The sequence below is a fragment of the Geobacter sp. AOG1 genome (assembly GCF_019972315.1).
Classification (GTDB): Bacteria; Desulfobacterota; Desulfuromonadia; order Geobacterales; family Geobacteraceae; genus Geomobilimonas.
In genome coordinates, this window is the sequence record NZ_BLIZ01000001.1 from 663358 (window position 1) to 689367 (window position 26010).

Annotated in this window: 22 protein-coding genes and 2 riboswitches; of the genes, 14 read left to right on the top strand and 8 right to left on the bottom strand. The window is 51.5% G+C overall.

The window, feature by feature from the left end; translation table 11 throughout:
- The first annotated feature begins 340 nt into the window (after positions 1-340).
- The 6 genes from LDN04_RS02935 (at position 341) to LDN04_RS02960 (ending at position 9297) form a co-directional block, all read left to right on the top strand.
- Positions 341-4912, top strand: a complete 4572-nt coding sequence (locus LDN04_RS02935; protein WP_223906165.1) for an AAA family ATPase — start codon at positions 341-343, stop codon at positions 4910-4912.
- Positions 4913-5273: 361 nt separating this feature from the next.
- The gene (locus LDN04_RS02940) at positions 5274-5894 is read left to right on the top strand and encodes a flavodoxin family protein (RefSeq protein WP_374045126.1); all 621 of its coding nucleotides are present in this window, start codon (positions 5274-5276) and stop codon (positions 5892-5894) included.
- A 43-nt stretch (positions 5895-5937) separates the two neighbouring features.
- Positions 5938-7020, top strand: a complete 1083-nt coding sequence (locus LDN04_RS02945) for an alpha/beta hydrolase (protein ID WP_223906169.1) — start codon at positions 5938-5940, stop codon at positions 7018-7020.
- A gap of 19 nt (positions 7021-7039) precedes the next feature.
- Positions 7040-8020: a DUF362 domain-containing protein gene (locus tag LDN04_RS02950; protein WP_223906170.1), complete on the top strand. Its 981-nt coding sequence runs from the start codon at positions 7040-7042 to the stop codon at positions 8018-8020.
- 37 nt (positions 8021-8057) lie between these two features.
- Positions 8058-8570, top strand: coding sequence for a cupin domain-containing protein (locus LDN04_RS02955; RefSeq protein ID WP_223906172.1), 513 nt, complete (start codon positions 8058-8060; stop codon positions 8568-8570).
- Entirely contained in the window at positions 8563-9297 is a 735-nt protein-coding gene (locus LDN04_RS02960) for a carboxymuconolactone decarboxylase family protein (RefSeq protein WP_223906174.1), read from the top strand. Before LDN04_RS02955 ends, LDN04_RS02960 begins: the two co-directional genes overlap by 8 nt.
- Positions 9298-9373: 76 nt before the next feature.
- Here LDN04_RS02960 and LDN04_RS02965 read toward each other — a convergent pair whose 3' ends face one another.
- The 3 genes from LDN04_RS02965 to LDN04_RS02975 all read right to left on the bottom strand — a co-directional run bounded on the left by LDN04_RS02965 (position 9374) and on the right by LDN04_RS02975 (position 12176).
- On the bottom strand, positions 9374-10348 hold the full coding sequence (locus LDN04_RS02965; protein ID WP_223906176.1) for a L,D-transpeptidase family protein: 975 nt from the start codon (positions 10346-10348) through the stop codon (positions 9374-9376).
- A gap of 138 nt (positions 10349-10486) precedes the next feature.
- On the bottom strand, positions 10487-10789 hold the full coding sequence (locus LDN04_RS02970; protein WP_223906179.1) for an Lpp/OprI family alanine-zipper lipoprotein: 303 nt from the start codon (positions 10787-10789) through the stop codon (positions 10487-10489).
- An 82-nt stretch (positions 10790-10871) separates the two neighbouring features.
- The gene (locus LDN04_RS02975; RefSeq protein ID WP_223906181.1) at positions 10872-12176 is read right to left on the bottom strand and encodes a L,D-transpeptidase family protein; all 1305 of its coding nucleotides are present in this window, start codon (positions 12174-12176) and stop codon (positions 10872-10874) included.
- A gap of 69 nt (positions 12177-12245) precedes the next feature.
- Positions 12246-12322: riboswitch (cyclic di-GMP riboswitch) on the bottom strand.
- Positions 12323-12464: 142 nt separating this feature from the next.
- A riboswitch (cyclic di-GMP riboswitch) is annotated at positions 12465-12540 on the bottom strand.
- A 590-nt stretch (positions 12541-13130) separates the two neighbouring features.
- On the opposite strand from LDN04_RS02975, the gene LDN04_RS02980 reads away from it, so the two are divergent.
- Positions 13131-13859, top strand: a complete 729-nt coding sequence (locus LDN04_RS02980; protein ID WP_223906183.1) for an FkbM family methyltransferase — start codon at positions 13131-13133, stop codon at positions 13857-13859.
- Positions 13860-14096: 237 nt separating this feature from the next.
- On the opposite strand, the gene LDN04_RS02985 is transcribed toward LDN04_RS02980, so the two are convergent.
- A complete protein-coding gene (locus tag LDN04_RS02985) occupies positions 14097-14939 on the bottom strand; it encodes a class I SAM-dependent methyltransferase (RefSeq protein WP_223906185.1) in 843 nt (280 codons plus the stop codon).
- A 376-nt stretch (positions 14940-15315) separates the two neighbouring features.
- Here LDN04_RS02985 and LDN04_RS02990 point away from each other — a divergent pair, with 376 nt between their 5' ends.
- From LDN04_RS02990 to LDN04_RS03020, 7 genes are read left to right on the top strand one after another with little or no spacing between them, the layout of a single operon-like run.
- Positions 15316-15660, top strand: a complete 345-nt coding sequence (locus LDN04_RS02990; RefSeq protein ID WP_223906187.1) for a helix-turn-helix transcriptional regulator — start codon at positions 15316-15318, stop codon at positions 15658-15660.
- The gene (locus tag LDN04_RS02995) at positions 15653-16450 is read left to right on the top strand and encodes a nucleoside phosphorylase (protein WP_223906189.1); all 798 of its coding nucleotides are present in this window, start codon (positions 15653-15655) and stop codon (positions 16448-16450) included. Before LDN04_RS02990 ends, LDN04_RS02995 begins: the two co-directional genes overlap by 8 nt.
- Positions 16451-16471: 21 nt before the next feature.
- The gene (locus tag LDN04_RS03000) at positions 16472-16753 is read left to right on the top strand and encodes an HSGNPxU motif (seleno)protein (protein WP_374045128.1); all 282 of its coding nucleotides are present in this window, start codon (positions 16472-16474) and stop codon (positions 16751-16753) included.
- Positions 16740-17318: a class I SAM-dependent methyltransferase gene (locus LDN04_RS03005; protein WP_223906193.1), complete on the top strand. Its 579-nt coding sequence runs from the start codon at positions 16740-16742 to the stop codon at positions 17316-17318. Before LDN04_RS03000 ends, LDN04_RS03005 begins: the two co-directional genes overlap by 14 nt.
- 38 nt (positions 17319-17356) lie before the next feature.
- Positions 17357-17995 (top strand): class I SAM-dependent methyltransferase, encoded by a 639-nt coding sequence (locus LDN04_RS03010; RefSeq protein ID WP_374045160.1) that lies wholly within the window; start codon positions 17357-17359, stop codon positions 17993-17995.
- Positions 17992-18321: a CGGC domain-containing protein gene (locus LDN04_RS03015; protein ID WP_223906197.1), complete on the top strand. Its 330-nt coding sequence runs from the start codon at positions 17992-17994 to the stop codon at positions 18319-18321. The genes LDN04_RS03010 and LDN04_RS03015 overlap by 4 nt, the downstream gene beginning before the upstream one ends.
- A 7-nt stretch (positions 18322-18328) precedes the next feature.
- Positions 18329-18610 carry a J domain-containing protein gene (locus LDN04_RS03020; RefSeq protein WP_223906199.1) on the top strand — a complete coding sequence of 94 codons (282 nt, stop codon included), beginning with the start codon at positions 18329-18331 and terminating at the stop codon, positions 18608-18610.
- A 289-nt stretch (positions 18611-18899) separates the two neighbouring features.
- Here LDN04_RS03020 and LDN04_RS03025 read toward each other — a convergent pair whose 3' ends face one another.
- The 4 genes from LDN04_RS03025 to LDN04_RS03040 form a co-directional block, all read right to left on the bottom strand.
- A complete protein-coding gene (locus tag LDN04_RS03025) occupies positions 18900-21569 on the bottom strand; it encodes a hypothetical protein (protein ID WP_223906201.1) in 2670 nt (889 codons plus the stop codon).
- 110 nt (positions 21570-21679) lie between these two features.
- Positions 21680-22180, bottom strand: a complete 501-nt coding sequence (locus LDN04_RS03030; protein WP_223906203.1) for a hypothetical protein — start codon at positions 22178-22180, stop codon at positions 21680-21682.
- A 13-nt stretch (positions 22181-22193) separates the two neighbouring features.
- Entirely contained in the window at positions 22194-25607 is a 3414-nt protein-coding gene (locus tag LDN04_RS03035) for an RHS repeat-associated core domain-containing protein (protein WP_223906205.1), read from the bottom strand.
- 61 nt (positions 25608-25668) lie between these two features.
- The coding region (locus LDN04_RS03040; RefSeq protein ID WP_223906207.1) for a hypothetical protein at positions 25669-26010 on the bottom strand (342 nt) is incomplete at its 5' end.

Below are 26010 nucleotides of genomic sequence, written 5' to 3' on the forward strand. Positions count from 1 at the left end.
GTCCCTTGAATTCCTGCAGCTCAAAACCTGCCTGGTTGCCGCGCACCACTTCCTACTTTCCCGGAGGCAGCTGTCGATGCGATTGACCGGATCGAGACAGCCATTCGCGACAATTGGGAGCGGGTCTGTGAAGAAGCGGGGCTAAGCCCGGTTGATAAAAACTATCTGTGGGGACGTCAATTTCTCAACCCATTTTCCATCGAGCGATGACCCGGAAGAATTAGAAACAGGGGAAGTGTCTCTATTTTTGCCAACTTCAAACTGTTCATTGGGAAGTAAGCGTAAATGCGCATCTTCAAGATTTGTCAATTTGAATGAAACAGCTCGAGCAGGGGGCTAAATGAGCATCGCAGGAATACGCTCCACCCGTGGTGATATCTATCAGACTTTGGTTGCTTTCGATTGGGCAATAACTGTCCTGTCCGATCCCGAATTTCAATGGCTTGAAATAGATTCGACGACCTATCTGGTGGATGATGTCGTTATTGGAAAACCCGACGGCTCCCTGATTTGTTGCCAATGTAAAAAGAACCAGGCCGATTTCAGCGCATGGTCGATAGCCGATCTTGCGGGGGAGTTGGCCAAGGCTTCTCTGTCACTGGCTAGAAATCAACACGCCCAAGTCCGTTTCTATTCACGTAGCGAGTTTGGCACACTCGCTAAACTACGTGAATACAGCATCCTCTATGGCAATGAGGCCGACTATCATGCGAATTTAACCAAAGAGCATATAAAAACAAATAGCGATTTGACCGCTTGCATTGCAGATAAGGCTCCCGATCTCTCGACCTATGAATTCCTGCGCCGCACCTCCTTCGAGATCAGCCCAGATTTTGATCGCATGGAGACTTTACTGCATGAACGTTTGCGACAAATGGCGAGCAACTCAGATGCTGCCTTCAACGCCCTCTGGATACGCCTGGACAAACTTGGTGGACGTATGTTGGGCGACAACCTATCCGCTTCCAGTCAGCATCGCCTGACCAAGGACGATCTCAAAGACATTCTCCATCAAGCAGGAGCAATGCTGGTTCCGATCATGTCCACCGCACAGGTACGGACATCGTTTTCCGGCACTTCAGCCATCGGCAGGTCGTGGCTTCGGGACATTGCTGGGCAGCGCATTTCGAGCCCAATCGTGAACGAACTCCTAGCTGCTATCGATGCAGGGAAACGCAGTATCCTGCTTACGGGGCTTCCGGGTTCCGGCAAAACCTGTGTGATGCTGAATTTGCAAGAAGCACTGGAGAAGCGAACGCAAACCCGACCGGATATAGTGCCGCTCTTCATACAGTCGCGCGAATTCGCCGACCTGGCGACAGCGCAGGAGCGCCAGGCACAAGGACTACCAGAGAAGTGGGTGGAGCAGGCTGCCCGGTTAGCAGAAGACGCGCATGTGGTCGTGGTCATCGATTCACTTGATGTCTTGTCCATCGCCCGCGAGCACAGCGTATTAACGTACTTCCTGGCACAAATTGACCAGCTGCTACTGATCCCCAATATCACCGCTATCATAGCTTGTCGCGACTTCGACCGCAAATATGACCGCCGCATTGCCGCACGGCAGTGGGACTGTGAGTTTCAGTGCCTGCCGCTGGACTGGGAGATCGAGATTGCCCCGTTACTCGAAAAGCTCGAAATCGATTCGACTACTATTGACCACGTCACACGTGAACTGATCCGAAATCCGCGCGAACTGGCCCTGTTTGTCGAACTGGCCCAGCGTGATGGCAGCTTCAACGTGGTTACCAGCCAAGCGCTGGCGCAACGCTACCTCGATACCATCGTGCAGGCCGATCCCGCGCTGGGCGACACCGCAATGCAAGCGATTGAATCCATCGCTAATGCAATGCTGCAGTCACGCACTCTGTCAATTCCTCGTCAGCGTTTCAGTGCTTCACAGGACATCCTGCGTCGGCTACACAGTCTCAATGTTCTACAAGATACCCATGATGGAAAGTTGACGTTTGGCCATCAAACCCTGCTGGATGTGCTGGTGATGTGCGGCGCTGTACGCCGAGGGGTTTCGCTCAATGAGTTCATCCAAGGCTTGCCGCCCGTGCCTTTCGTGCGACCGAGCATACGAAGCTTTGTTTCACAGTTAGCGGCGGGAGATCGTCGTGAGTTCAGGAAGCAAATACGAGCGGTATTGACGGGCAACGCGGCCTTTCACATCCGCCGCCTAATTGCAGAGTCGTTTGCCCAGCAGATACCGCAGGATGATGACTGGCCGCTGATACGAGACTTGCGAGAGAAGCATCGCGAGGTGTTTCAGGTGATTTACGCCCAAGCATCGTTGGTTGAGTGGCATCACTTCTGGTTTTCTCATCTGGTGCCTGCGTTGAAGGAAATGAACGATGCCGAGGGAATGACGGCCCATGTTCATCGGGTAGCGCAGTGGAAAAATGAAGATGCTTCCGGGGTACTGGCATTCTGGATTGAGACATTGGGACTGGATTGGCTGGATGGCAACAGAATCACAGAGCAATTGGTTTTTTCTCTATCCGATTTCAAAACAGAAAATCTGCCACTGGTTGCTCCATTGCTAGAGCGGCTACTCAGTATGCCAAAGCCTGAGCATAGCTTGGTAGGTCATATCGTTGCACGCTGCATCGTCGCTGGCGCTATTGATGACAGAATGCTTTGGCGCTACATCACTGGCGACATCAGTGAAGACGAGGTGATGAAATTTCATTTTGACAAGAAACTGCATTGCCAACCCCATGAATTCGGAGACAAGAACGAGAACTTCCTGAAACAGCGGATGGTGCAATCCACTACCTTACTCGATTTAGCACTGGCAACGATTGAGCAATGGAGCCAAATCCAGTCATCTCACTACGGAGAGACCAGAATAGGCTATCGCAATGGATATCTAAGCAATACCTCATACAATGATGTCCACTCTCAACACGATCATCGATACGTTGATGAAGAGCGGATGCTCTTCGATGCGATAGAGGCAGCAATTCTAGACCACGCCCAAAAACACTCCGGCTGGTGGCAGCAGAACCGAGAACGCCTATGTTTTAACCACGAAGGTGCACTGTGTTACTTCGCCGTCCTCGCTTTCACAAATTCTTCTCAGCCCAATATTGACTTGATCGGTCGTCTGCTATGCGACAAGAGTTTTCTGGAATTCGATCTCTCTTACGAACTAGGTACATTGATCCGGACTGCGTTCATTTACCTGGATAGCCACACACAAGACGCAGTGATGGCAACAATGCTAATCGTGTGGGAGGAACCGGAACCGGATGATGGGACACGTTTCTGGATATTGAAACATCGAGCCGAATATATATCCGCCATCCCATGTCATCTGCGCTCAGCGGAAGCCCAAGCGATACTAGATGCTTACGAAAAAATATATGGGACATTTATTCGACAGCCGTACATAGGCAGCCGAGGGGGCACGGTCGCCGCCCCATTTTCATATGAGGTATTTCTGAATGCCAGCGATGGCGGCGTAATTCGTTTGCTGGCGCACTACGTTGGATATAATAGGAATTTATTCGATGACTTTTTGGTAGGAGGGGAGCGAGAAGTAGGTTGTCAACTGCGCGAGGTTTCCTCTCGTCACCCATCGCGATTCTTGAGATTGCTGGTCGCATATTGGGGCGACATTTCGGCAAGTTTTCGCGACGACATCATGGACGGCATCGCCACCTACCTGGCACATCGCTATGGTAACCTGCAAACCAACGGAACCTGGGTACCGATCGAAGAGCCCGATGCTCCCGCCTTGGCGAATCAAATTCTTGACGAACTGGAGAGAAATCCCGCCCACTGGCAGCTCAATCGCTCCGCAGCCAAGGCTCTGGAAGCCTGCGCACATGTCATCCAAGATACACAAAATGCTGCACGGCTTGTGTTCTTGGCAATAGGCTTTGGAGGTCATAGGGAGGAAAGCAATATTCGAGGCGATTCAGTCGATCTGATTACCACCGGTATCAATATGATGAGTGGAAATGTTGCCGAAGCTTTGATGATTTTGGCCAATAACCTTCAAGAGCGCGGCACCGCATTACCTGAATTGTTGCCACCAACGCTACGTCGATTTGCCAGCAATGAACACCATGCGATCCGCGCCCTGATTCTGAGACGTTTGCCATACCTCCAAAGCAAGAATTCCGAGTTGGGTTGGGAATTATTTTACCTTGCCATGCAGGATTCTGTGGGGCTTTGGCAGTCCGCCGAACGTTGCCTGTATTACGCCTATCACGATCATTTCGAAAAGGTTGCGCCCTTGCTTGAGCGCATCCGTCGAGACGGTGGCAATAAAGACATGGAATCTTGGGGGCGAATTTCAGCCTTGTCTGCCCTGACCGGGCATATCAACTTTGTTAATTTGCTTGCTGAATTGAACACACTGGATATTCCCGAAGCGTGGAAGGGGGCAGCGAGTGTTTGGACTCACACTGGAAATATCAGACAGCATCACGAGCAATGCCTTGCAGGTATCGAGGCGGGAATGAAAGCTGGCAACCAGCATTCTGCGGCAGTCGCACGACGTATCGGTAAGATCTTTCGGGACAACATGCCACCAATTCCCATCCCAATAGAATTGATTCGCCTCTTCTTTAGCGTGCTCGAAAACGATAGCGAAAACAAACATGATCGCCTGTTCGGATTTAATGAATGGCTCAACGCCACTTCACAGCGCGAACCAGAGCTCGCCTTAGCTGCAACCGAAATTTACCTAGCCTATGTCGGTCATGCCAAGCCATACTTCTACGACCATGAGAATAGACTTGTCCAGTTAATGACCAGGTTATTTGCCGAAGCCGAGGAACGGGAAGAATCCGATCACGGCGCAATGCTTAAACGTGTGGTAATAGTGCAAGATTTACTGCTGTCCTTGGGGGTAAATTCAATAAATGATTGGCTGAAGGCAGCAGAGAGGCAATAACTAAGAAAGGTTAATGGAGTTGCCTGCTTTGCTGTTTTCATATTCCCCAGTGCACAATCGTTCTTAATCCTACAGATACTGCCGCGCCGAGGTCAATGCCGCATTTTCGGTTCATCAGACAATACCTCTTTCCTAAGACTTAAAGCCCTGTGATACCTAGCTCTTCCCCATAACCGGCTCATTTCTCATCGGTTTATTTGCCAACCTTCTGACCAATCCCACTGCGCGTTATAAACCTATTATCCAAAGCATCATACTATTAGGCAATAATTGGACAGGATCGGTCTATCTGTCTTTGCTCATTCTGAGGTACGGTGAAATCATCAACAAGGTAGTCCGTAACAGTTGAAAGGATATGATATTGAAAGCTGTAGCTATAAACGGAAGCCCCAGGCCGGGTGGCAATACGGAGATCATGCTCAAAAAGGTGCTCGAACCTCTGGAAGCCGCCGGATGGGACACGGAGTACCTGCGGATCGGCGGAAACCGTGTGTGGGGATGCCATGCCTGTATGATGTGCGTCGAAAGGCGGAATGGAAAGTGTGTCATCGAAGAGGACGTTGTTAACGAATACCTGGAAAAAATGTATGCAGCAGATGCAATCATTCTCGGCTCACCAACCTATTTCGCCGATGTCACCTCCGAACTGAAGGCGCTGATCGACCGGGCCGGCTTTGTAGCGCTGGCCAACGGCGGGGCGTTCAGCGGCAAGATCGGTGCAGCCGTCGTGGCGGTCCGGCGCGCGGGCGCGACCCATGTGTTCAACACCATAAACAACATGTTCCTCATATCCTCCATGATCGTTCCCGGCTCGCTGTACTGGAACCTGGGACTGGGAACGGATAAAGGCGAGGTCAGTGGCGACGAGGAGGCCATGCGGAATATGCTCCATCTCGGGCAGACCATTGCCTGGCTTGGAGCAGCTATCGCCTCTGTACCCGAAACCTCCCCATTCCCGAAGCTTGCCGTGGAACTCCATTAGCGGGGACATTAAATTAAAAACAACCGGGAGAAACGTGAAAACAATGTCAAACATCAGAAACGCAACATTATGGATGGCAATTCTTATGTCAATGGCATTAACAGCAACTATTACTATTTCACAAGGAGCAGCCATGGCAGCAGACTATAAACTAAATCCGTATACTCTGACCTATGACGGTGCGATCACCGAAAACGCAAAGGGCAAAGTCAATATTCATCCCGTCACGTACAAACTGAATGGTATCGATATTTCTGCTAACGTTTATACCCCTGCGAACTATAACCCAAGTAATAAGTATCCGGCGGTGGTGGTGGCTCACCCCAATGGTGGCGTGAAAGAGCAAGTCGCCGGCTTGTATGCTCAGCGATTGGCTGAACAGGGGTACATCACCATTACTGCTGATGCGGCATATCAAGGTGCCAGTGGTGGTCTGCCCCGCAATGTGGATAAGCCGGCAAACCGGATTGAAGACATTCGAGGCATGGCTGACTTCATCACTCAGTATGCTGGTGTAAATGCTGACCGTTTAGGCTTACTGGGTATCTGTGGCGGCGGCGGTTACGCATTAAAAGCAGCCCAAACGGACAAGCGTTTTAAGGCCGTTGCCACTCTGAGCATGTTTAATTCCGGCCTGGTGCGACGAAACGGCTATATGGACTCGCAAGTAGCCACCATACAGGAACGCTTAAAACAAGCCTCTGACGCTCGTGCACAGGAAGCCGCGGGCGGGAAGATTATCTATGCAGGTGATGTTCAGCTGACGGATGAACAAATTGCCAGGCTCCCGTTTGATCTTTATCGTCAGGGCTTCGAATACTACGGCAAGACGCACGCCCACCCCAACTCAACGTTCAAATACACGATGAGCAGTCTGCTCGATTTGATGAATTTCGATGCCGCCAGCAATATGGACTTGATCAACCAACCCTTACTGATGATGGCAGGGAGTAAAGCCGATTCTCTGTATATGACCCAAAGTGCTTTTCAAGGCGCGACCAGCGCGCAAACTAAAGAATTATTCCTGATTGACGGTGCAACTCACATCGAAACCTATTGGAAACCGGACTATGTGAAGCAGGCCATGGATAAATTGGCCCAGTTCTTCGGCAAGGAGCTGCGTTAACCTGAAAAGGAGGTGATGCATGGCAAACAGCATTTCACGGCGAAAATTTCTGCAGACTGGGGCAATTGCCCTGGGAACCGTAGCCGTAAGCAGATATTCCGGCATAGGCGACGCTTTTGCCGCGCAACAGGGGAAATCCCCGGTCTTTTTCACCAATGACATCAGCGCCGCCGGACTACTGAAAGTCTATGCTAAAATCAATCAGGAGATAACCGGAAAAGTCGCGATCAAGGTACACACCGGCGAGCCGCACGGCCCCAATATACTACCGCATGACATGGTGAAGGCCCTGCAACAGCAGATTGCCAACAGCAACCTGGTGGAAACCAACACCCTGTACAAGGGGAAGAGATTTACTACGGCAGACCATCGCGAGACCATCATGATCAATGGCTGGGATTTTTGCCCCGTGGATATCATGGACGAGGACGGGGCGGTGATGATCCCGGTTAAGGGGGGGAAGCGCTTCAAGGAGATGTCGGTAGGCAAGCATATGCTCAATTATGACTCGATGGTTGTGCTGACCCATTTCAAAGGGCACGCCATGGGCGGCTTCGGTGGTTCACTGAAGAATATCGCCATAGGCTGCGCGGACGGGCCCATTGGCAAGAAAATGGTCCACGCCGCCCCGGACAATGAGCATTACGAGAGCTGGCTTAAAGGCGAGCCTTTCCAGGAAAACATGGTGGAGTCGGCAAAAGCCACCACGGATCACTTCGGCAAAAGGATCGTCTATATAAATGTGCTGCGCAACATGTCCGTGGACTGCGACTGCGCCGGCACCAAAGCAGCTCCGGTCAAAGCGCACGATCTGGGCATCCTGGCTTCCACCGATCTATTGGCCGTGGAGCAGGCTTCCATCGACATGGTGTATAAGCTGCCCGAAGCGGAACTGCACGACCTGAAGGAACGCATTGAATCCCGGAATGGGCTGCGCCAGCTGTCGTACATGAAAGAGATGAACATGGGCAACGGTCAGTATGAGTTGATCACGCTCTGATCCGAATAATGAATCGAGACTGCGTCGAGGAGGAACCATGAAATTCATAACATTGGTCGTATCGCTATCTCTTCTTGCATCAATGGGTGCTTTTGCCAGCAAGGCAGAAGCCGCGGAAGAAAACAAACAATCCCAAACAATAACCAGGGCCGGCTCTCAGGCTTCCATCAAAGGGCCTGCCGAATACTTTACCGGAAATGTCCGTGTCGATCCTCTGTTTCCTGCCAATGATGCGGCACCATTCTCCGGTGCGTATGTGACCTTTGAGCCGGGGGCCAGATCTGCATGGCATGTTCACCCGACCGGGCAGAGACTGCTCGTTATCTCTGGCGTTGGCCGGACCCAGGAGTGGGGCGGCCCGGTAGAGGAAATCAAAGCCGGTGACGTGATCTGGTGCCCGCCGAAGATAAAGCATTGGCACGGAGCCTCACCCACTACCGCAATGACGCATATCGCCCTCACCGGGACAGCCAACGGCAAGAACGTCGAATGGATGGAAAAGGTCACCGACGAGCAGTACAACGGTAAACCGGGTGGCAAGCATGAATAGACTGATTACCGAGTTCCTGGCGATCATGCTTGCCTTGTTATGTAGCATTGTAGCCATTGCGGAGGCACAAGACATGGACAAAAATCAGGCACTGAGTGCAAGACAGCAAGGTATCATCAGCATTGCAGCCTTTACCGCCAAGGGTGATCCGGAAAAACTGAAAGTCGCCCTGAATGAAGGTCTGGATGCCGGCCTGACCGTGAACGAAATCAAGGAAATCCTGGTGCAACTGTACGCGTATACCGGCTTCCCGCGCAGCCTGAACGGTATCGGCACCTTCATGGGTGTTATGGAAGAGCGGCAGAAGAAGGGGATCAAGGACGAGACTGGCAGGGAGGCAAGCCCCTTGCCAGTCAACAAGAGCAGCATCGAGCTTGGCACGGACATTCAGACGCGCCTGGTCGGAAAGCCGGTCACCGGGGCACTCTATACCTTCGCTCCCGCAATCGACCAGTTTTTAAAAGGCCACCTGTTCGGCGATATCTTCGGGCGTGACAACCTGGACTTTCAGAGCAGGGAGATTGCCACCGTTTCGGCTTTGGCCAGCATGGACGGCGTCAATCCCCAACTGCAGGCACATCTGAACGTCAGTATGAACGTCGGCCTGACCGAGGCTCAGTTGAGGCAGTTCGTGTCCGTGCTCGGCAACAAGGTCGGAAAAGATGAAGCGTCAAGGGCTGCCAGGCTTTTGGATGAGGTGTTGAAAAACAGGAAAGCGAAGAACTGATTGTGCCTTTGCAGGGAGCCTTACATTTTCTGCGCGCGACGGCAGAGTCATGATACACATGAAAAACAGCCGTTTTTTAGGGCCTTATCTCGACAAGCGTACCATTTGACGCTAACTTGCCAATTTCCTCTATTTCTTCGTCTGTTACGGCAATACACCCCTTCGTCCAGTCAACCTCTGTGTGAGCATCACCAACCCACGAGAAACCATTCTTGATGCCGTGGATCATGATGTTGCCGCCCGGAGAAACGCCCAGTTCTTTTGCCCGTTTTTTGTCTCTCTCGTTTGGGTAGGAAACATGAAGAGCCAGGTGATAGAGGCTCCCCTTGTTTCTTGAATCGATGACGTAGGTTCCCTCCGGGGTCTTGTTATCCCCCTGCCTTTCCTTTGGGCCAGTCGGGTTTCCCCCCAAGGCTATCTTGTAGGTTTTGAGCACCTCACCCTTTGAGATCAACGTCAATCGGCGGGCTTGTTTTTCTATCAGGATCTTATCTGCTGTTCCCTTCTGGCTTACAAATAATTTAACCTTCTCATCCTCTTTGTTCCTAACCTCTTGTTCAAGCACATCAATCTTTTTTTGCAGTGTAATAACTTCATTTCCCTTGCTTTCAAGCTCTTTATGGAGAGTGTCAATCTGCGCTTGCTGCATAGCAATCGTTTTGTCCTTGATAACGCCATTATTGATAGAGAATATCATTGTCTCACTGTTCTGCCGGTAACTACTCTCGGGGTAATCCTTTATCACTTTCTGAAAGCATTCCTGTGATTTCTGATAATCTTTTTGCCCATTCTTCGGATACGCATAAATAATACCCATCTCGAAGAGCACCCTGTCTCCCCTCGCAGGATATTTCGCAACAATCTGCTCATATTTGTCCAGAGAGGCGTTGTAGCTTCCCTGATTGAACAGGTCATTCGCTTCCTTGAAGGTTGACCTGGCCTGATAGCCTTCATCAAAGTGACTGCATCCGGATATGAGAATTGGCACGAATATGCTGTAGATAAAGAAAAGACAAAGGCGCTCACCCATCCTGCTCTGATTTTTTGCCATACGTGACATACACTAACCTAACAAGTAATTTGTTTGAATGCACTGAGAGACCTGAAATGCCGGATGATGAAGTGGCAGGGTTATCGAGACCCTGCCACTTCATCATCCGAAGCACCACGGGCAACGTTAATAGTCAACCTATTTCCTCATCGATTTCTGGAAAGCGGCGTCGGCTCTTTGCGCCTTTTCGTCTGCGATTTTTTCTCGTTCCGCTGCCGCCTTCTCAGCACTATCGGCGCGGGCGGTGGCATCATCTGCCTTTAACTTGGCTGCATCGGCGGCAGCCTTGGCAGCTTGCGCATCCTGCAATGCCTGCTCGGCTTTCGCATTAATAAGATTTTGCTGCGCCTGCACTTTCTCAAGGTCACCGGATGTTGCACAACCCGACACCGCAGCACCAACAACGAGCATCATTGAGATCACCAAAAGACGTGTCTTCATCTTTAATTCCTCCTTTTTGTCTAGTTTATTGTTGAGATTACCAAAAGAGCGTTGCTTCGACTCCAATCACCTCCTTTCGGTTCTATATCTGCTTAGCCGGTTCTATCACTATGCCATCTATGTCCAAATCGATTTTCAAACGTTTGGTTGCTTCTCTGGCCGCACCGATATCATCGAAAGGGCCGGCGACAACACGGTAACCGCTGCTCTTTGACAGTACCCTTGCCGGTATTGGCGGCCCCTGGTGGTTGATAATGGCGGCAAGCCTCCGGGCATCGATCTCTTCACGCACATCTGCAGCCAGGACATACCATGCCTCCAGTTTCAGTTCCGGCATGGCCGGTCTGCCGTATAACGTGTCCGGATGCTCGACTTTTATCGGTTTCACCTCCTCTTTGTAACCTCCTTGCCCCATCTCCAGGATGGGGACAGGAATTCCTCGGGCCTCGGCCTGCACCTCCTTGACTTTTTTCCAGTCAAGCGTGCGCGCCGACTGCTTTTCAATACTTCTCAATTTCGCATTTATCTTCTCCAGCTCGCCAGTGCCCGAGCCTTCAAAAGGGGTATGGGCTTCCAGGTAAAGCACGCCATCTCGTTGGCCTATGAGATAGGGCTGGTTAACAATGAGTACCGGCGTATTGACCGGGGTGTCCTTGTAAAGCATCGCAATGTTTTCCGGATAGAGTCTCATGCAGCCATTGGTTGCTCTCAGACCGATGCTGGCCGGTTTATTGGTACCATGGATCAAATAACCCGTTTTACTCAAATAGAGCGCGTATTCTCCCAAAGGATTCTCAGGTCCCGGCGGAATTTCTGCGGGCAGAATATCTCCTTTTTTCCGATGGTCCTCGGCAATTGACGCGGGCACATGCCAGGTCGGTCGGGGTGCCTTGCGCGCCACACGCGTTTGGCCCATGGGGGTAGGCCGCTCTTCGGTTCCGACACCGACCGGATAGGTCGAGACCACCAATGACGGACTATCCCCCTTGAATTGAAAGAGCCTCATGGTGGCCTGATTGATCACAATCCCTTTTCGGGGTGCGTCCGGCAGGATAAAACTCAGCGGCAACGTGATGCGCTCTCCGGCCTTGGGCACCCATACATCTACCCCTGGATTGACGGCGCTGATCGCATTGATCCCCAGGCCGAAATGTCGCGCAATATCCGGCAGCGTATCACCCTCTTCAAGCTTGATGATTGCCAGCTGGCCAACGACGTCTTCTCCTCGTGCAACCGGAAAATCGTTTCGTTTGATCTCGCTTTCAGGATGGCTTGGCTCCTGGACATTTTTCATAGCGGCACAGCCATTGAGAGATACAATGACCGTACAGAGAGCAATAAAACAAAGCCAATTGGTCAAGAGTGACAGTTCTGCAATTCGGCGCATGGGATAAATAAGGTACCTTTCTCGATGATGATTGATAAAAAAAAGCCGGGACCGAAGATAAGGTGACATTTCGGCAACCCGGCTGTCTCAGTGAGACCCTGTAGGCTTTCCGCCCCATCCTCGCGGATGGTTGAGTATTATCGTGTACCACCAACCGATTTGATGCCGCTTTCCGCCACCGACACGAACCGGCATACTACGCGCCCTTCAATGGCGAACCTCTTGCTAACGCAACCTCCACGTATGTTTTTGGCAACAAAAAAGCCGGGACCGAATATCGTGTGATATTTCGGCAACCCGGCTGTCTCAGTAAGACCCGTAGGCTTTCCGCCCCATTCTTGCGAATGGTTAAGTATTATCGTCTATCTACTCTCAAACAATTTTTCTGAATTTTACATTTCCATGGAGGGTTGTCAACTTTTTTCTCAAGTCAGATCGAGTATCTGGATGTTCAGTCCGGACAGTTGCAGGCGGCAGAGCAAAATAGTAACGACTCTTCTTTGACTTTTTGTTGGTGTTCCGACAGATACAATGGTGCTTCCCATCAACGGTTTGGACGCTGTGCGGCCCGTTAGGCATATTTACCACAGTTATGGAAACAAAATGCCTTGATTGAAGCTGGAGCTGCGGGTACAATCACACTTTGCCACAAAACTCAACAGGTATCGACTGCCAGCATTAAAAACAATTAGTTCGATCGACTTTACTCAGCAATTCATGCCTAGAGTGGTAATTATGTCCCCCTGATACATTGGTATAAATAAATATATTAGACTTTCGCCGTCCGAAAAGAGGCACAATGCAGAATCGTGGTTTACTAAAGAGCCGGTTGCAGTAGCGGTAAGGCAGGCAAATTAATTTTTGATCCAGTGCCTGGAATGTTCTCTTCCAGAAATAACTAGAATTGGGGTGGGAATGCAATTTATTTATAATTTTATTGCCCGGTATCCTCGCTTGGAAACCATATTGACATCCATTTACCATGCCTACCAGGGAATACCGCGAGTCTCTCATTCAGAAATTACAAAAGAATTGTTACGGGAATGCATCGGAAAACAAGATCCCACGATTCTTGACATTGGTTGCAACGATGGAACTCACACCTTGTGGTTTTTAGAGATATTTGAAAATCCTAAAATATTTTGTTTTGAGCCTGATCCAAGGGCGGCAGCTCGATTCAAACGGCAAGTTGGTCAACGATCTAACGTTACACTATTTGAAAATGCGCTGAGTGGGCATAACGGTGATATTACTTTTTACCAAAGTGGCGGTCAATTTGATGAAGAATCAGCAAAGATAATGGCTAAAGGATGGGATCGTTCAGGCTCGATTAAACCTCCACTGGAACATCTCAAATATGTACCGTCAGTTACGTTTGACCACAAAATAACCGTAAAAACGTCAACTTTAGATACTTGGTGCAGTGAACAAGGCATAGAGTCCATTGATTTAATGTGGATGGATGTTCAAGGTGCTGAGATTGACGTGTTTCAGGGAGGGCGGAATACTTTAACAAAAACTCGATTTATATATACTGAATACAGCAACATAGAACTATATAAGGGGCAATATACGTTGAAGCAATTACTTAAGTGTTTAAGTAGCTTCAAACCTCTGATCAGATACCCGTACGACATATTACTCAGTAACAATATGCTAAGAAAAAACACAAGTAACGGATGATTCTTGATAATGAGGAACCTAACCGTGGGCTCTCGGTTCCTCTAGGGGAAGCCGGCAAACGGTCCGTGCAACGGAACCAGAATACAACAACAAGGGCTTACAGACAATCTCTGTAAGCCCTTGTTGCTAGGCTCCCCAGCGCGGACTAATCTGGTCACTGGCAAGAACATATAATTTTTATGACGGTTCTAAGCGTAGCAGCTCGTTTACGTTTGCTGCCAGTTGTTAGCAAACATCTCATGGAATTGCATTTCCTCGGCCGGAATCACTGAGTTTGAAGGTAATGAAAACCTCAATATACTCAGCTCTAATGCCTTTGCTTATGTCATCAATGTAAATAAGTTGAGTGAAAAGGCCACTAGATTTAAATATGTGATGGCAAATATCAAATCCCCAATCTACAGTAACTAAGGACCCTTCATCGCTTATTGGGTTACCATGGAATACAGGTGACACAAGATGGGTTATTTCACCGTTGTCACATCGTGCCCGAAGCTTGGAAGGCCTATATTTGTTCACAATGGGCACAGTAAATATATGTGCCCCACCTGGTTTCAATGTGCGAGCAATTTCACTAAATACCTTTGATGGATGGAAAACATGCTCCAAGACATCCTGCGTGATGTGCAAGTCTACGCTTTCATCGTTAAATGAAAGTGCCTCAAGATTTTCACAGCGTGTACCCCCTACGATACTTCCAGGATCATTGTTGGGGAAAAACTGTGAGGGGATATAATGATTACATTGTTGCGCAAGACGCTTACTAGCGCCCCGATTTCCGGGTGAGGACTCATGAATAATTAAATTTCGCCAGTCTGGAAAGTAAGTGTCAATAGTCAGCATTAGTGCTCGTTCGCGCGGTATACTTCCGCATTTTGAGCAGAAATAGTGATCTCTAAGCCATGCTTCCCGGGCCACAAATGTGACTTCGCTTTCACACGTTGGGCAATTACCGACGTTTTCCAGCACTGGAGTGCTCGGCTTTGTAAATATTTGGTGCCCTGCTAGCATTAACTTGTTTAACAATCTCATAGTTTGTTGTCCCTTGGTGGCTAATCCCATTATTGGTAGACGTTCCATATAGAATTCTTAAAGCGGCCAGTTTCTCCAAAGACCACCCCGTAACATGGGGCCTTCAAAAATACATCCCTCCTTTCTATAGCACCTTCATAATCATTTTTCAAAGCTAGAAAATCTTCTTATCAACATGACTGACACTGTTGCAATCCATCCACAGAAAGGATGTGAAACATCGGCTCGAGCGCACCTCATTCCCTGACCAACTGACCAACTCCGCCAGACGCAAGAAATGGTGCAAGGCCAACGTTACAGCGTTGACCGTTGGATAAGCTGGATGGTCTAATTCTCGATGCTATCGCTGATCGGGAGTTTTTACTCTTGAACTTTTCGCCTGGAGCTGATATTAGGATATTCGAATATCAGCAAGGAGAACATCGTGGATTTTAATACATCACTTGAATGGGCCGAACTCTTAAAGGCTATAGCGCACCCTACACGCCTTCAGATTGTCGCGGAACTCCTCAAAGGCACCAAATGCGTGACCGACATTCAAGAGATATTGCCTGCGTCTCAGTCCAACATCTCGCAGCACCTTACCGTACTTCGTAATGCGGGAATCGTGAGTTTCTCCCAGGACGGCTCCCAACGGTGTTACTTCGTAAGCCGTCCCAACCTCGTGTCTGCGATTCTTTCACAACTTGCCGCAGGGGAGCCGGTTACACGTAAGACAAAGGAAGAGATTGACCAGGAAAAACGTTCTGGAGGTGCCTGCTGTGTCTGATGAAGTCAAGGTGCCTCTCTTTGAGCACGACCATGCAGAGAGACCCGTGTTCCTTGCTGGCAACATGCTGGAAGCCGCCAGAGTTCAGAAGAATTTACCATCGCTGACAGTGCCACATGGTTGCCTATTGGATTTTGACGGCGAACTGGTGGACTTTTTGCTGATGACTGGGGCAGCAACTCACGAACCAGCCTGGCCCTGTTTCCATACTCGCCTTTACCGCTGGTCGGTTAACGGAACCGAATACGGGATTATCGGCGGCACTGTCGGGGCATCATTCGCGGTACTTGTAGCAGAAGAACTCTTCGCCTTGGGGTGCAGGGCACTGGTAACCATCTCTTCAGCCGGACTCATTGCCGAACAGCTCCAGACACCCTTGTTTTTGTTAATCGAGCAGGCGTTGCGTGATGAAGGAACAAGTTATCACTATCTGCCGCCCGAGCGTTATGCACAGGCATCATCACCGTTGCTGGAGGCAGTAGCCCGGCAATTGAATGATGCTGGTCTCCAGTGTATCCGTGGCAAATCCTGGACAACCGATGCGCCATTCCGCGAGACACAGAAACTGATTTCAGCACGAAGAGACGAAGGCATCATTTCCGTGGAAATGGAAGCTGCCGCCTTGCTGGCGATGGGCACGGCCCTCAACAAGCCAGTAATCTGCTTCGCCCACATAACAAATTCCATGGCCACCCGTGATGATGATTTTGAAAAGGGTGGCGACGATGGCCATGAAACTGCGTTGAAAGTCTGTGCACTGGCACTGTCCGCACTCCTGGAGCATAACTGAATCTATCCCTTGGAGGTTTCCATGTTGAAGCTCGTCGTATTTCACACCGGAAGTAAGGGTTGAACAAGTTGCGCCATGGCTACAGGTGTAGCCAATAAAATGAAGGACCACTTTGGTGGGGCGATTGACGTAGCGATACATCTGATTGATTCACCGGAAGCCGCCAACTATGTGCTGAGAGCGGCAACAACCGTCTTTCTTAACGATGCATGGGTTCCCCTCGACATCGCAACATCGGCGGGCCGAATGCAGGAGTATCTTGAACAGGCACTGGACGGTGAGGAGACGCATGAAGGTTCGTGACAGCGGAATGCCGGATGAGGAAATGTGGGACGGTTTTTTTGAGCCAGCCAAGGTACTGGCCACGTTTGGTCTCGACCGTGGCCTTCAAGACCTGGTTGAATTTGGTTGCGGCTATGGCACCTTTACCCTGGCCGCCGCCGCGATTGCTTCAGGAACCGTGCATGCCCTGGATATAGAACCGGAGATGACGGCCGTAGTTCAGAAGAAGTGCCTAGATGCCGGGGTACAAAATGTGAAAGTTACGCTCCGCGACTTTGTCGCCACCGGCACCGGCCTAGCCGACAACTCAATGGATGCTGCCTTGCTCTTCAATATCCTGCATCATGAAGAGCCGGTGGCCTTAATGAAAGAGGCTCTTCGCGTACTCAAGCCGAACGGCATGCTGGCGGTGATTCACTGGAACTACGACCCCACAACGCCCCGCGGGCCGGCCATGGAGATCCGTCCCCGACCGGAACAATGCATCGAATGGGGGAAGGAAGCTGGATTCAACTTCAATGAGCGAAATCGCTACAACCTGCCGCCTCACCACTACGGGTTACTCTTCAGGAAGCCTTTTACCTGATGATCTTCTTACTGCCCGTGAGGCCGCCGAAAACCACAATGACCAAGACAACAGCTTTTGATGAACAGCCAAACGATTACGATTCCTGGTTTGAAAGGCATCATGACCTCTACCAGGCAGAGCTTGCTGCAATATATGCTGCTGTTCCCAAAAGTGGTCAAGGAGTGGAAATTGGTGTCGGGACAGGCCGTTTTGCAGCTCCTCTCAGTATCTCCACAGGGGTAGACCCGTCGCTTGGCATGGCTGAACTGGCTCGACAACGAGGAGTTGAAGTGCTGGAAGGTGTGGCGGAAGCCCTTCCGCTTACCGACAACAGTTTTGATTATGCGCTCATGGTCACGGTTGTCTGCTTCCTTGACGATCTACCCAAAGCGTTCCGGGAAGCTTGGCGCATACTCAAGCCTGGAGGATCTCTTGTCGTCGGATTCATAGACCGGGAGAGTGCTCTTGGCCGCAGCTATGAGCAGAAGCAAGAACAGAGCGTTTTCTATCGTGACGCCACCTTTTATTCTGTAGGTGACTTGGTGGTGTTACTGCATAGAGCCGGTTTTGAAGACTTCTCATACTGGCAGACATTGCTTCCAGGAGAACCACCTGACGTAACTGTTCGCGAAGGTTTCGGCGCTGGAGGTTTCGTCGTTATTAGAGCTCAAAAACGTGACAAGGAGGATATATGAAGATAGGCATCATACGTTGTCAGTTGACCGAGGACATGTGCCCCGGCAGCACCGATTTCAAGGCTGCCAAGGAGGGGACATTGGCCTTCGAGGAAACCGGTCCGGTAGAGATTATCGGGTTTCTCTCCTGTGGTGGATGTTCAGGCAAGAAGGCAGTCACACGGGCCAAGATGATGGTTGACCGTGGAGCTGAGGCAATCGTATTCGCTTCCTGTATGAAAAACGGCAACCCAATCGGATATTCCTGCCCGCACTTTGCCGCAATCAAAGGAGCGGTAGAGAATAAACTCGGCCCCGAAACGAAGATTATCGACTGGACGCACTAAGCACACTATGACCTATGCCGATTTACAAGAGGCACTGCGGATTTTAGGATTGGGTGAACGGGCGACGCAGAGAGAAATCAAAGCCAGGCATCGACAGTTGGTTAAGCGCCATCATCCTGATGCCTGTGTCACGTCCGAACCGGAAGCAATCCGTCAAATAAATGCGGCCTATCGCATAATCCAAGACTACATTTCCGAATATCGTTTTTCATTTGCAGAGAACGAATTCTATGAGCAGAACCCGGAGGAGCGTGTCAGGCATCAGTTCATGGATTTTTATAACAAGTAAAGGGTAAATCCCTGCTGCGGCTGCAGAATGCGGGTAGTGAGGGGAGGAAGAGTCGGGGAGTTTTCTCCGGCTTTTTTTGTTGTGGAAGAGGGGTAGCAGATAACTTTATTACATCTCAAAAGAAAAGGCACCTACAAGAAAACTTGTAAGTGCCTGTTTTTATTGGCTCCCCCTGGCGGACGAAATTAGGAACTTTTTCAGCTCGTCTCCGACAACCTTTTTGAGATTTTTGCCGTCCGATCAGAACAAGCGATGAGACCTTTTAAAGTTCGCATGCGAAATCGCGATGCTACCATTTTCCGGTCACAGGCTTATCACCTGAAGCACCAAAGCTATACAAGTACAAGATATCTGTTCCCGGGTCCCAAGATCCATCGCCATCCGAGTCAAGATACCATGTCCCGTCCGTAAACACCCCAATTTTGCTCGTGCCGCTACCGTTCCAATCTCCTGTTATGGGAGTAGCACCTGTAAGGCCGAAGTAGTACAATTTATCGGTTGGCGTGGCATCCAAGATGCCGTTACCGTTGTAGTCCAGGTACCATGTATTCATAGTAGGGTCATAGACTCCGATCTTAGTAATGCCGGTCCCACTCCAGTCTCCTGTTACGGGGATGACCCCTGTAAAGCCGAAGTAGTACAATTTGTCGGTTGGCGGACCGTCCCAGACGCCGTTGCCGTTGTAATCCAGGTACCATGCACTCGTAGCAGGGTCGTAGACTCCGATCTTAGTAGTGCCGGTCCCGTTCCAGTCTCCTGTTACGGGAATGGCGCCTGTAAAGCCAAAGTAGTACAATTTATCGGTTGGCGGGCCGTCCAAGATGCCGTTGCCATTGAAGTCCAGATGCCATGCGCTCGTAGTCGGATTATAAGCACCGCTCTTAGTGGTGCCGGTCCCATTCCAGTCTCCGGTTATCGGAATATCGCCAGTATTCCCGAACGTAGATACTCTATCTCCTCCATTCCATACTCCGTTACCGCTCAGGTCGACATACCATGCCCCGTTTGCGAACACCCCGATTTTTGTGGTACCGCTACCTGACCAGTCAGCAGTCACGGGTACAGCCCCTGCTTGACCGATACCGAAAGCATGCATGGTATCGGTTGGCGTACCATCCCATACTCCGTTGCCGTTCAGGTCAAGATACCATAACCCGTTATCGTAAACTCCTAACTTACTGGTTCCATTGCCCGTCCAGTCCCCGGTGACCGGCACGGCTCCCGCGAGACCGATGCCGTAAGTGTATAGGCCATCGGTTGGTGTGCCGTCCCATGTGCCGTTGCCGTTCAGGTCGAGGGACCATGTCCCGTTACGGTACACTCCGATTTTCGTGGTTCCGGTTCCCGTCCAGTTTCCGGTGACCGGTACGTCTTCCGTGAGACCGCCGAAAGAATACAGGCCGTCGGTTGGTGTGCCGTCCCATGCACCGTTGCCGTTCAGGTCGAGATACCATTCTCCGTTTTTGTAGACGCCGACTTTTGTTCTGCCGTCTCCGTTCCAGTCTCCGGTTACAGGAACATCTCCAGGATTTCCAAAATTATAGATTGCATCTACTCCCGGATCAAAGACACCGTTACCATTCATATCCAGATACCATTGACCGTTTCTGTAGACGCCAATTTTTTTCCTGCCATCTCCGTTCCAATCCCCGGTTACCGGGATATCACCTGGCATGCCGAACGTAAACGCACTGTTTCCAACATCCCATGCGCCGTTGCCGTTCGAGTCAAGGTCCCACTCGCCGTTGCCGTGGGAAACGCCAATACGGTCCACCGCTAGGGGCGACGGATAAGGAAGGGTTGTGTCAACCGTAAAGACATTTTCGGCGAAGCCGATATTCCCTGCCAAATCGCGCGATTCCACCCGAAGCGAGTGGATGCCGCCGGTAGTTAGAGTATCGAGACGATCTCCAGCAACCTTGGATACCGTATTGTTGTCGACAATTACCGTTATATCTCCATCGCTCACGGTATATCTGAGAACCGGCGTTGCCTCGCGGATGAATCCGGTCGGTGCGATGATGTGGACGGTCGGCGGAGTACTATCTCTGGTCACGGTCTTCTGGGTGGTGGTGCTGATCCCGGACTGGTTGGTAGCCGTGATGGCAAGAACGTTTTCTCCCTCCATAAGCCCGTTCACCGTGAGGCTCCAGGTGGTTGCTGTCGGATAGGATACCGTCCCCACCACGGCGGTCGTGTTGACGGTGGCTGACACCGTCGCCCCTTCCGTCATGGAACCGTTGAAGGTTGCACTGGAACCATTGGTGAGGGGCGCGTGCGGATCGACATTCACTATGGGAGGCACACCAATCACAAACGACCGGCCAGCCAGAGAAGAGACATTGCCGTAATTCGCGGTGATGTTGAGAGGAGTGCTCCCGTCTCCCTTGGAAATCCCTGACTCGAAGTCCTTGCCATAGGCGGTGGTGAAGGACTTGTAGTCGAAGCGGACGGTGCCGTTCTGGAAGATCACCACTTCGAAGGTGTTGGGACGATAATATCCCTGCTCGGTGTAGGTCTCGGTCTGCCACTCGACCACCACCCGTTCCGGGTTGGTCTTGTGCTGCACAAAGACACCGCCGTAGAAGTAGGAGGAGAGGTCGTTGTTCCAGGCGGCGATGACCGGGCCGCGGCCGGTGGTGGTGAGGTTGAAAGAGTGGGCAGAGCCGGCTGCGGTGAACCAAACGTTGCCGTTGGTATCGGCGGTGATGGCGCCGTAGCTCTGGCCGTAGAAGGTGAAGACCCACGGGAGGGAGTAGGTGACGCTCGACTCATCGCCGTAGGTGTAGTTATAGTCGGGGGTCGGCGCCTTCGTGCGGCTTTCGTCCGTGCCATCCCAGGCAGCAGTCGTTTCCGAAAGCTGGTAAAAGCCGTCAGTTGCCGCCCATGCACCTGACCAGGGGAGCAGGAGCGCCCCCACCAGCACGAGAATGGTCACCACGATCCCGGTTTTTTTCATCTTGCCACTCCTTGTATGCAGTGCAAATGGCTAATAGTATTGAACCTATCTTTGCTTTTACGTGTTCTCAGGTGGTATAAGTGCTGTTTGTATTGTGTCAGGGATGTCCCCTATGAGCTTCTCTTTTGCATCCTGTTTTTTATGGCACAGCCAAGATATGAAAATAAATAAATAGTTATTATTTGAATCAGTAAGCCAAAAATAACAGTAGCAACTTTGTTATTAATTATCAAATAATCTGAACTAAATGATTGTAAAGTCAACATTAACATAAAACAAGGAATAACTCCTGATAGCAAATAACTCCGCAAGGCAAAACCATAGACAAGTCCAATAACTGAAAATGTTACTATGTTAATAAGTGAAATTATTATTAATCTATCAGTATTTGTCATGCGTTCTGAATAAGCCATATATACAATACGTTTTCTATCAATGTTATTACTTAAACTATTTGGATAATCCTTATATATTTTATTAATTTTAGCCTGCAAGGTAATATCGCTATTCACCTTAGCAACAAAATATGCACCACTTATTCCACCACTAACAACTGGAAAAAATATATATCCTAAAATAATCAACAAAATATAAACAATAATACGCTTCATTATTTAACCCCTATTATTTATTACTTGTTATTCCATTATTATAAATATCAAGCACATCATTATCTATCCCATCATTAAAAAGTCTATTGTCACACAGTTCAGAACAAATATCTGGTTTAACTTCATTGACGCATTCCTTTGCAAGTCCTTTTACACGCAATTTACTCGCAATTTTATCAAAATAGTATTCGCAGGCTTTCCTGCAAAGCGGTCGCATTAAGCTATTTGTTTTAACTCTTATCGTCCTAACCACGTAATCAAAAAACATATCAGCATCTATATACGGATTACTAGTTACAGTAGCTAACCCTGTCGGATCGATATAGTTGATTGGATTATTTTGAACGTACCCATAGAGATTAACGTCCCCCCCAGCGAAGGAGATTGGGTCTTTTGAGATTAATCTTCCCTCCATCGGGTCATAGTAGCGAGCACGGTAGTAGTAAAGTCCCGTCTCTTTATCCCACTCCCTGCCTGTGTAGGTGTAGCTATTGCGGAAGCCGGTTGCGGGCTTGACCATCCCGAAGGAGTCGTACGCGTAGCTCTGTACGACGTTGTGGTTGGCGTCTGTGATGGTAGTGACACTCCCCAACCCGTCAGCGTGATAGTAGTAGAACTGGCCATTCCGCTCCAGCGCAAGGTGCTCATCCACGTTTGCACCATGGGTGTAGAAGGTCTTCTCGACCGCGCCGCTCGGGTCGGTGTAGATTTCGAGCAGGATGTTGTCGTTGTCGTAGACGTACCGCCAGCTGCTGGTCGCGGCAACGCCGTCGACGGTGGTGGTCAGTTGCTTCCATGTCCGCCGCCCCTGCGAGTCGTAGAGGAAGGTGACGATCCGCGTCTCCGCACCCTTGGACATGGTCACGGTGGCAAGCCGGTTCTCGTAGTCCCAGCTCTGGGTCCAGCTCCGGTCGGTCGCACCGGCGACGGTCCGGGTGGTCTGGTTCCCCGCGTTGTCGTAGCCGTAGGCGAGCCGCCGCCCCTGGGTCATCTGGTTGCCGGCATTGTACAGGTAGCCGGTGTCCTTGGCGCCGGGGCCGGTCTGACGGTTCCCCACTGCGTCGTAGCTGAAGACCTCGGGCTTGGTGGCGGTGACGGTAAGGAGCCGGTAGACGAGGTCGTAGGCGTAGGTTTCCAACTCCGCCGCCGCCTTGCTCGTCCGGTTCCCCACCTTGTCGAGGGTGTAGGTGAAGGAGGCGATGGTGTTGCCGCCGGCGGCATGGGTGAGGCTGGTGAGCCGGCCGCCGTCGTCGTAACCATAGCTGGCGGTGACCTGGTTCGGGTAGGCGAGCGACGTCCTCCGGCCGAGGGTGTCGTAGCCGTAGGTGAAGGTCCCCGCCGGGGAGGTGATGCCGGTCAGGCGGCCGGCGTCGTCATAGGCGTAGGTGGTTACCCGCTGGTCGGCGGTGCCGGGCTGGAAGGTCATCTTGGTCCGGTTCCCCACCTGGTCGTACTCGTAGGTGGTGGTGTAGCCGCGGGAGTCGGTGACACTCGTCGTCCGGCCAGCGGCATCATAGGCGTAGGTGTAGGAGACGTTGCCGTTGGCGGCGGTCTGGATGCGGCCGGTGGTGTCGTAGGTGTAGGTCAGGCTGCTCCCGTCGGGATAGCCCTTGCCGGTGAGCCTTTTCAGCGGGTCGTAGCCGTAGGAGATGGCGACGCCATTGGCGTCGGTCCTGAGGATCATGTTCCCGGCAGGGTCGTACTGATAGGCGGTGTTCTTCTGCAGGGGGTCGGTCTCCCGGGTGAGCCGGCCGAGAAGGTCGTACTGCCAGTTGGTGGTCTGCCCCTTGGCGTCAGTGAGCGCCGTCAGTTTGCCCACCCCGCCGCCACAGCTGGTGCAGCCGCTGGTGCCATAGGTATAGGTGGTAACATTCCCCTGGGCATCGGTGCTCGTGAGTACCTGCCCCTCGTCGTTGTAGGTGGAGGTGGTGGTGTTGCCGTTGGCATCGGTGACGGTGGTCCGGTTCCCCCGCTTGTCGTAGCCGTAGGTGGTGACGTTGCCGAGAGGGTCGGTGACCTTGGTGAGCCGGTTCATGCCGTCGTACTCGAAGGTGGTCACCTTGCCGGCCGGGTCGGTCTGGGTCGCCAGGTTGCCGTTGGCGTCGTAGGTGCTGGTGGTGACAGCGCCGGTCGGGTCGGTGGTGGAGGCGAGGAACCCGGCGCTGTCGTAGGTCATGGTGGTCACCTGCCCCTTGGCGGTGGTGATCTTGGTCATGTTCCCTTTGGCGTCGTATTCGTAGGTGGTGGTCGCATTGGCCGCGTCGGTGGCGGTGAGGAGGTTGCCGCTTCCGTCGTAGGTGTTGGTCGTGGTCCCCTGCGGGCCGCTGCTGGTCAACACCTGGCCGAGGCCGTTGTAGGTGTAGGTGGTGGTCTGGTTGAGCGGGTTCTTCTCCGACGTCATGTTGCCGTTGGCGTCATAGGTGTAGGTCGTCGTCCCGACCACCGGCTCGGTCTTGGTCAGCATGTTCCGGTTGGCGTCGTAGGTGTAGCTCGTGACGTTGAGGTAGGGGTCGGTCTTGCTGGTAAGAGTCCCCTTCGATCTGTCGTTGTTGTAGGTCCAGATGCCGCCATCGGCCTCGGTGAAGGTGGTGATGGCGCTGGCGCTTGCCGACAAGGAGGGATAGACGACGCTTCTCGCTATCCCTGCCGGATCGGTGCCGGAGATCACCTTGTGGTTGGCATCGTAGGTGTAGGTCGTGGCCCGGCCGGCGGGGTCGGTCTTAGTGAGGATGAAGCCGCCGACGTCATAGGTATAGCTCCACTGCCCCCCATCGGGATTGGTAACGGAGGAGAGCAGACCAGTCGTGTACGCGAAGGAATAGACATTCCCCTTGGGATCGGTGATGGAGGTGAGAACGTTGTTGGCATCGTAGGCGAGAGTGGTGGTTCTCCCGGCGCCGTCGGTTATGCCGGTCAGGTTCCCCCCCGTGTAGGCAAAGGTCATGGTGTTGCCGTTCTTGTCGGTACGTGAAACGATTTTCCCAGCCGGATCGAACCGGTGGGTGAGGCCGCTCTGTTCCGTAATGACGCAGGTCCCGTCGGCGTTTTTCACCAGGGTGGAGTAATCGCCGGATTGGGACAGGTAGATTGAGCCGGAGGGCTTATACAGCCGGGATGTGGGCCCTTCCGCGAAAACCAGCCAGCCGCTGCTGCCAGACGTCAGACCGATATCATAGCTGTGGGTCCATCCTTGCCCCATCACGCCGGTTTTGGAACGAAGGCTCTTGTAGTAGAGGGTGATGGTTGTCGACATGGCCGTGCCCCTGAGGGACAGGAGTCCCTGGTCATGGGACAACTCACCATTTGCCAGGTTTGCCGAGCTTCCCCATGCCGCACTGGAACTGAGCATGAACGACAGCGCCATGAGCGTGCAGAGGACGAGAGAAACCGATTTTTTTACACAAGGTTCTGAATTCCCTATGTTCAAGTGCTTCTCCTTCAGTTGGGAAAAATCATGTCTTCACTATTATCTTTACGTCGAATTATGGCTATGGCCCTATTTTGCCGGTGATCGGGCATTGGCCAGATCCAGATTCAATGACATCAACGTTGATATTCATGGTCTGCGAACACCCCCCATTGACGGAAGCGGTAAGGGTGGCGGGGTAGGTCCCGGGCTGGACGACCCTGCCATCCGCTCCCGTGCCGTCCCAAACAGGAGGCGACGGGTCGGAGTTACTGAAAGACTTGCCTCCAACCGTAATGGTCCATGTCACCGGGTTGTTGTAGGTCTCGGTAAAGGCCATGGAAAAGTTCAAGGTCTGGCCGGCTCCGGGGTTGAATGAGGTCTTGTCGCCGGTAAAACTGTTGACGGTGAGGTTGCACTGGCA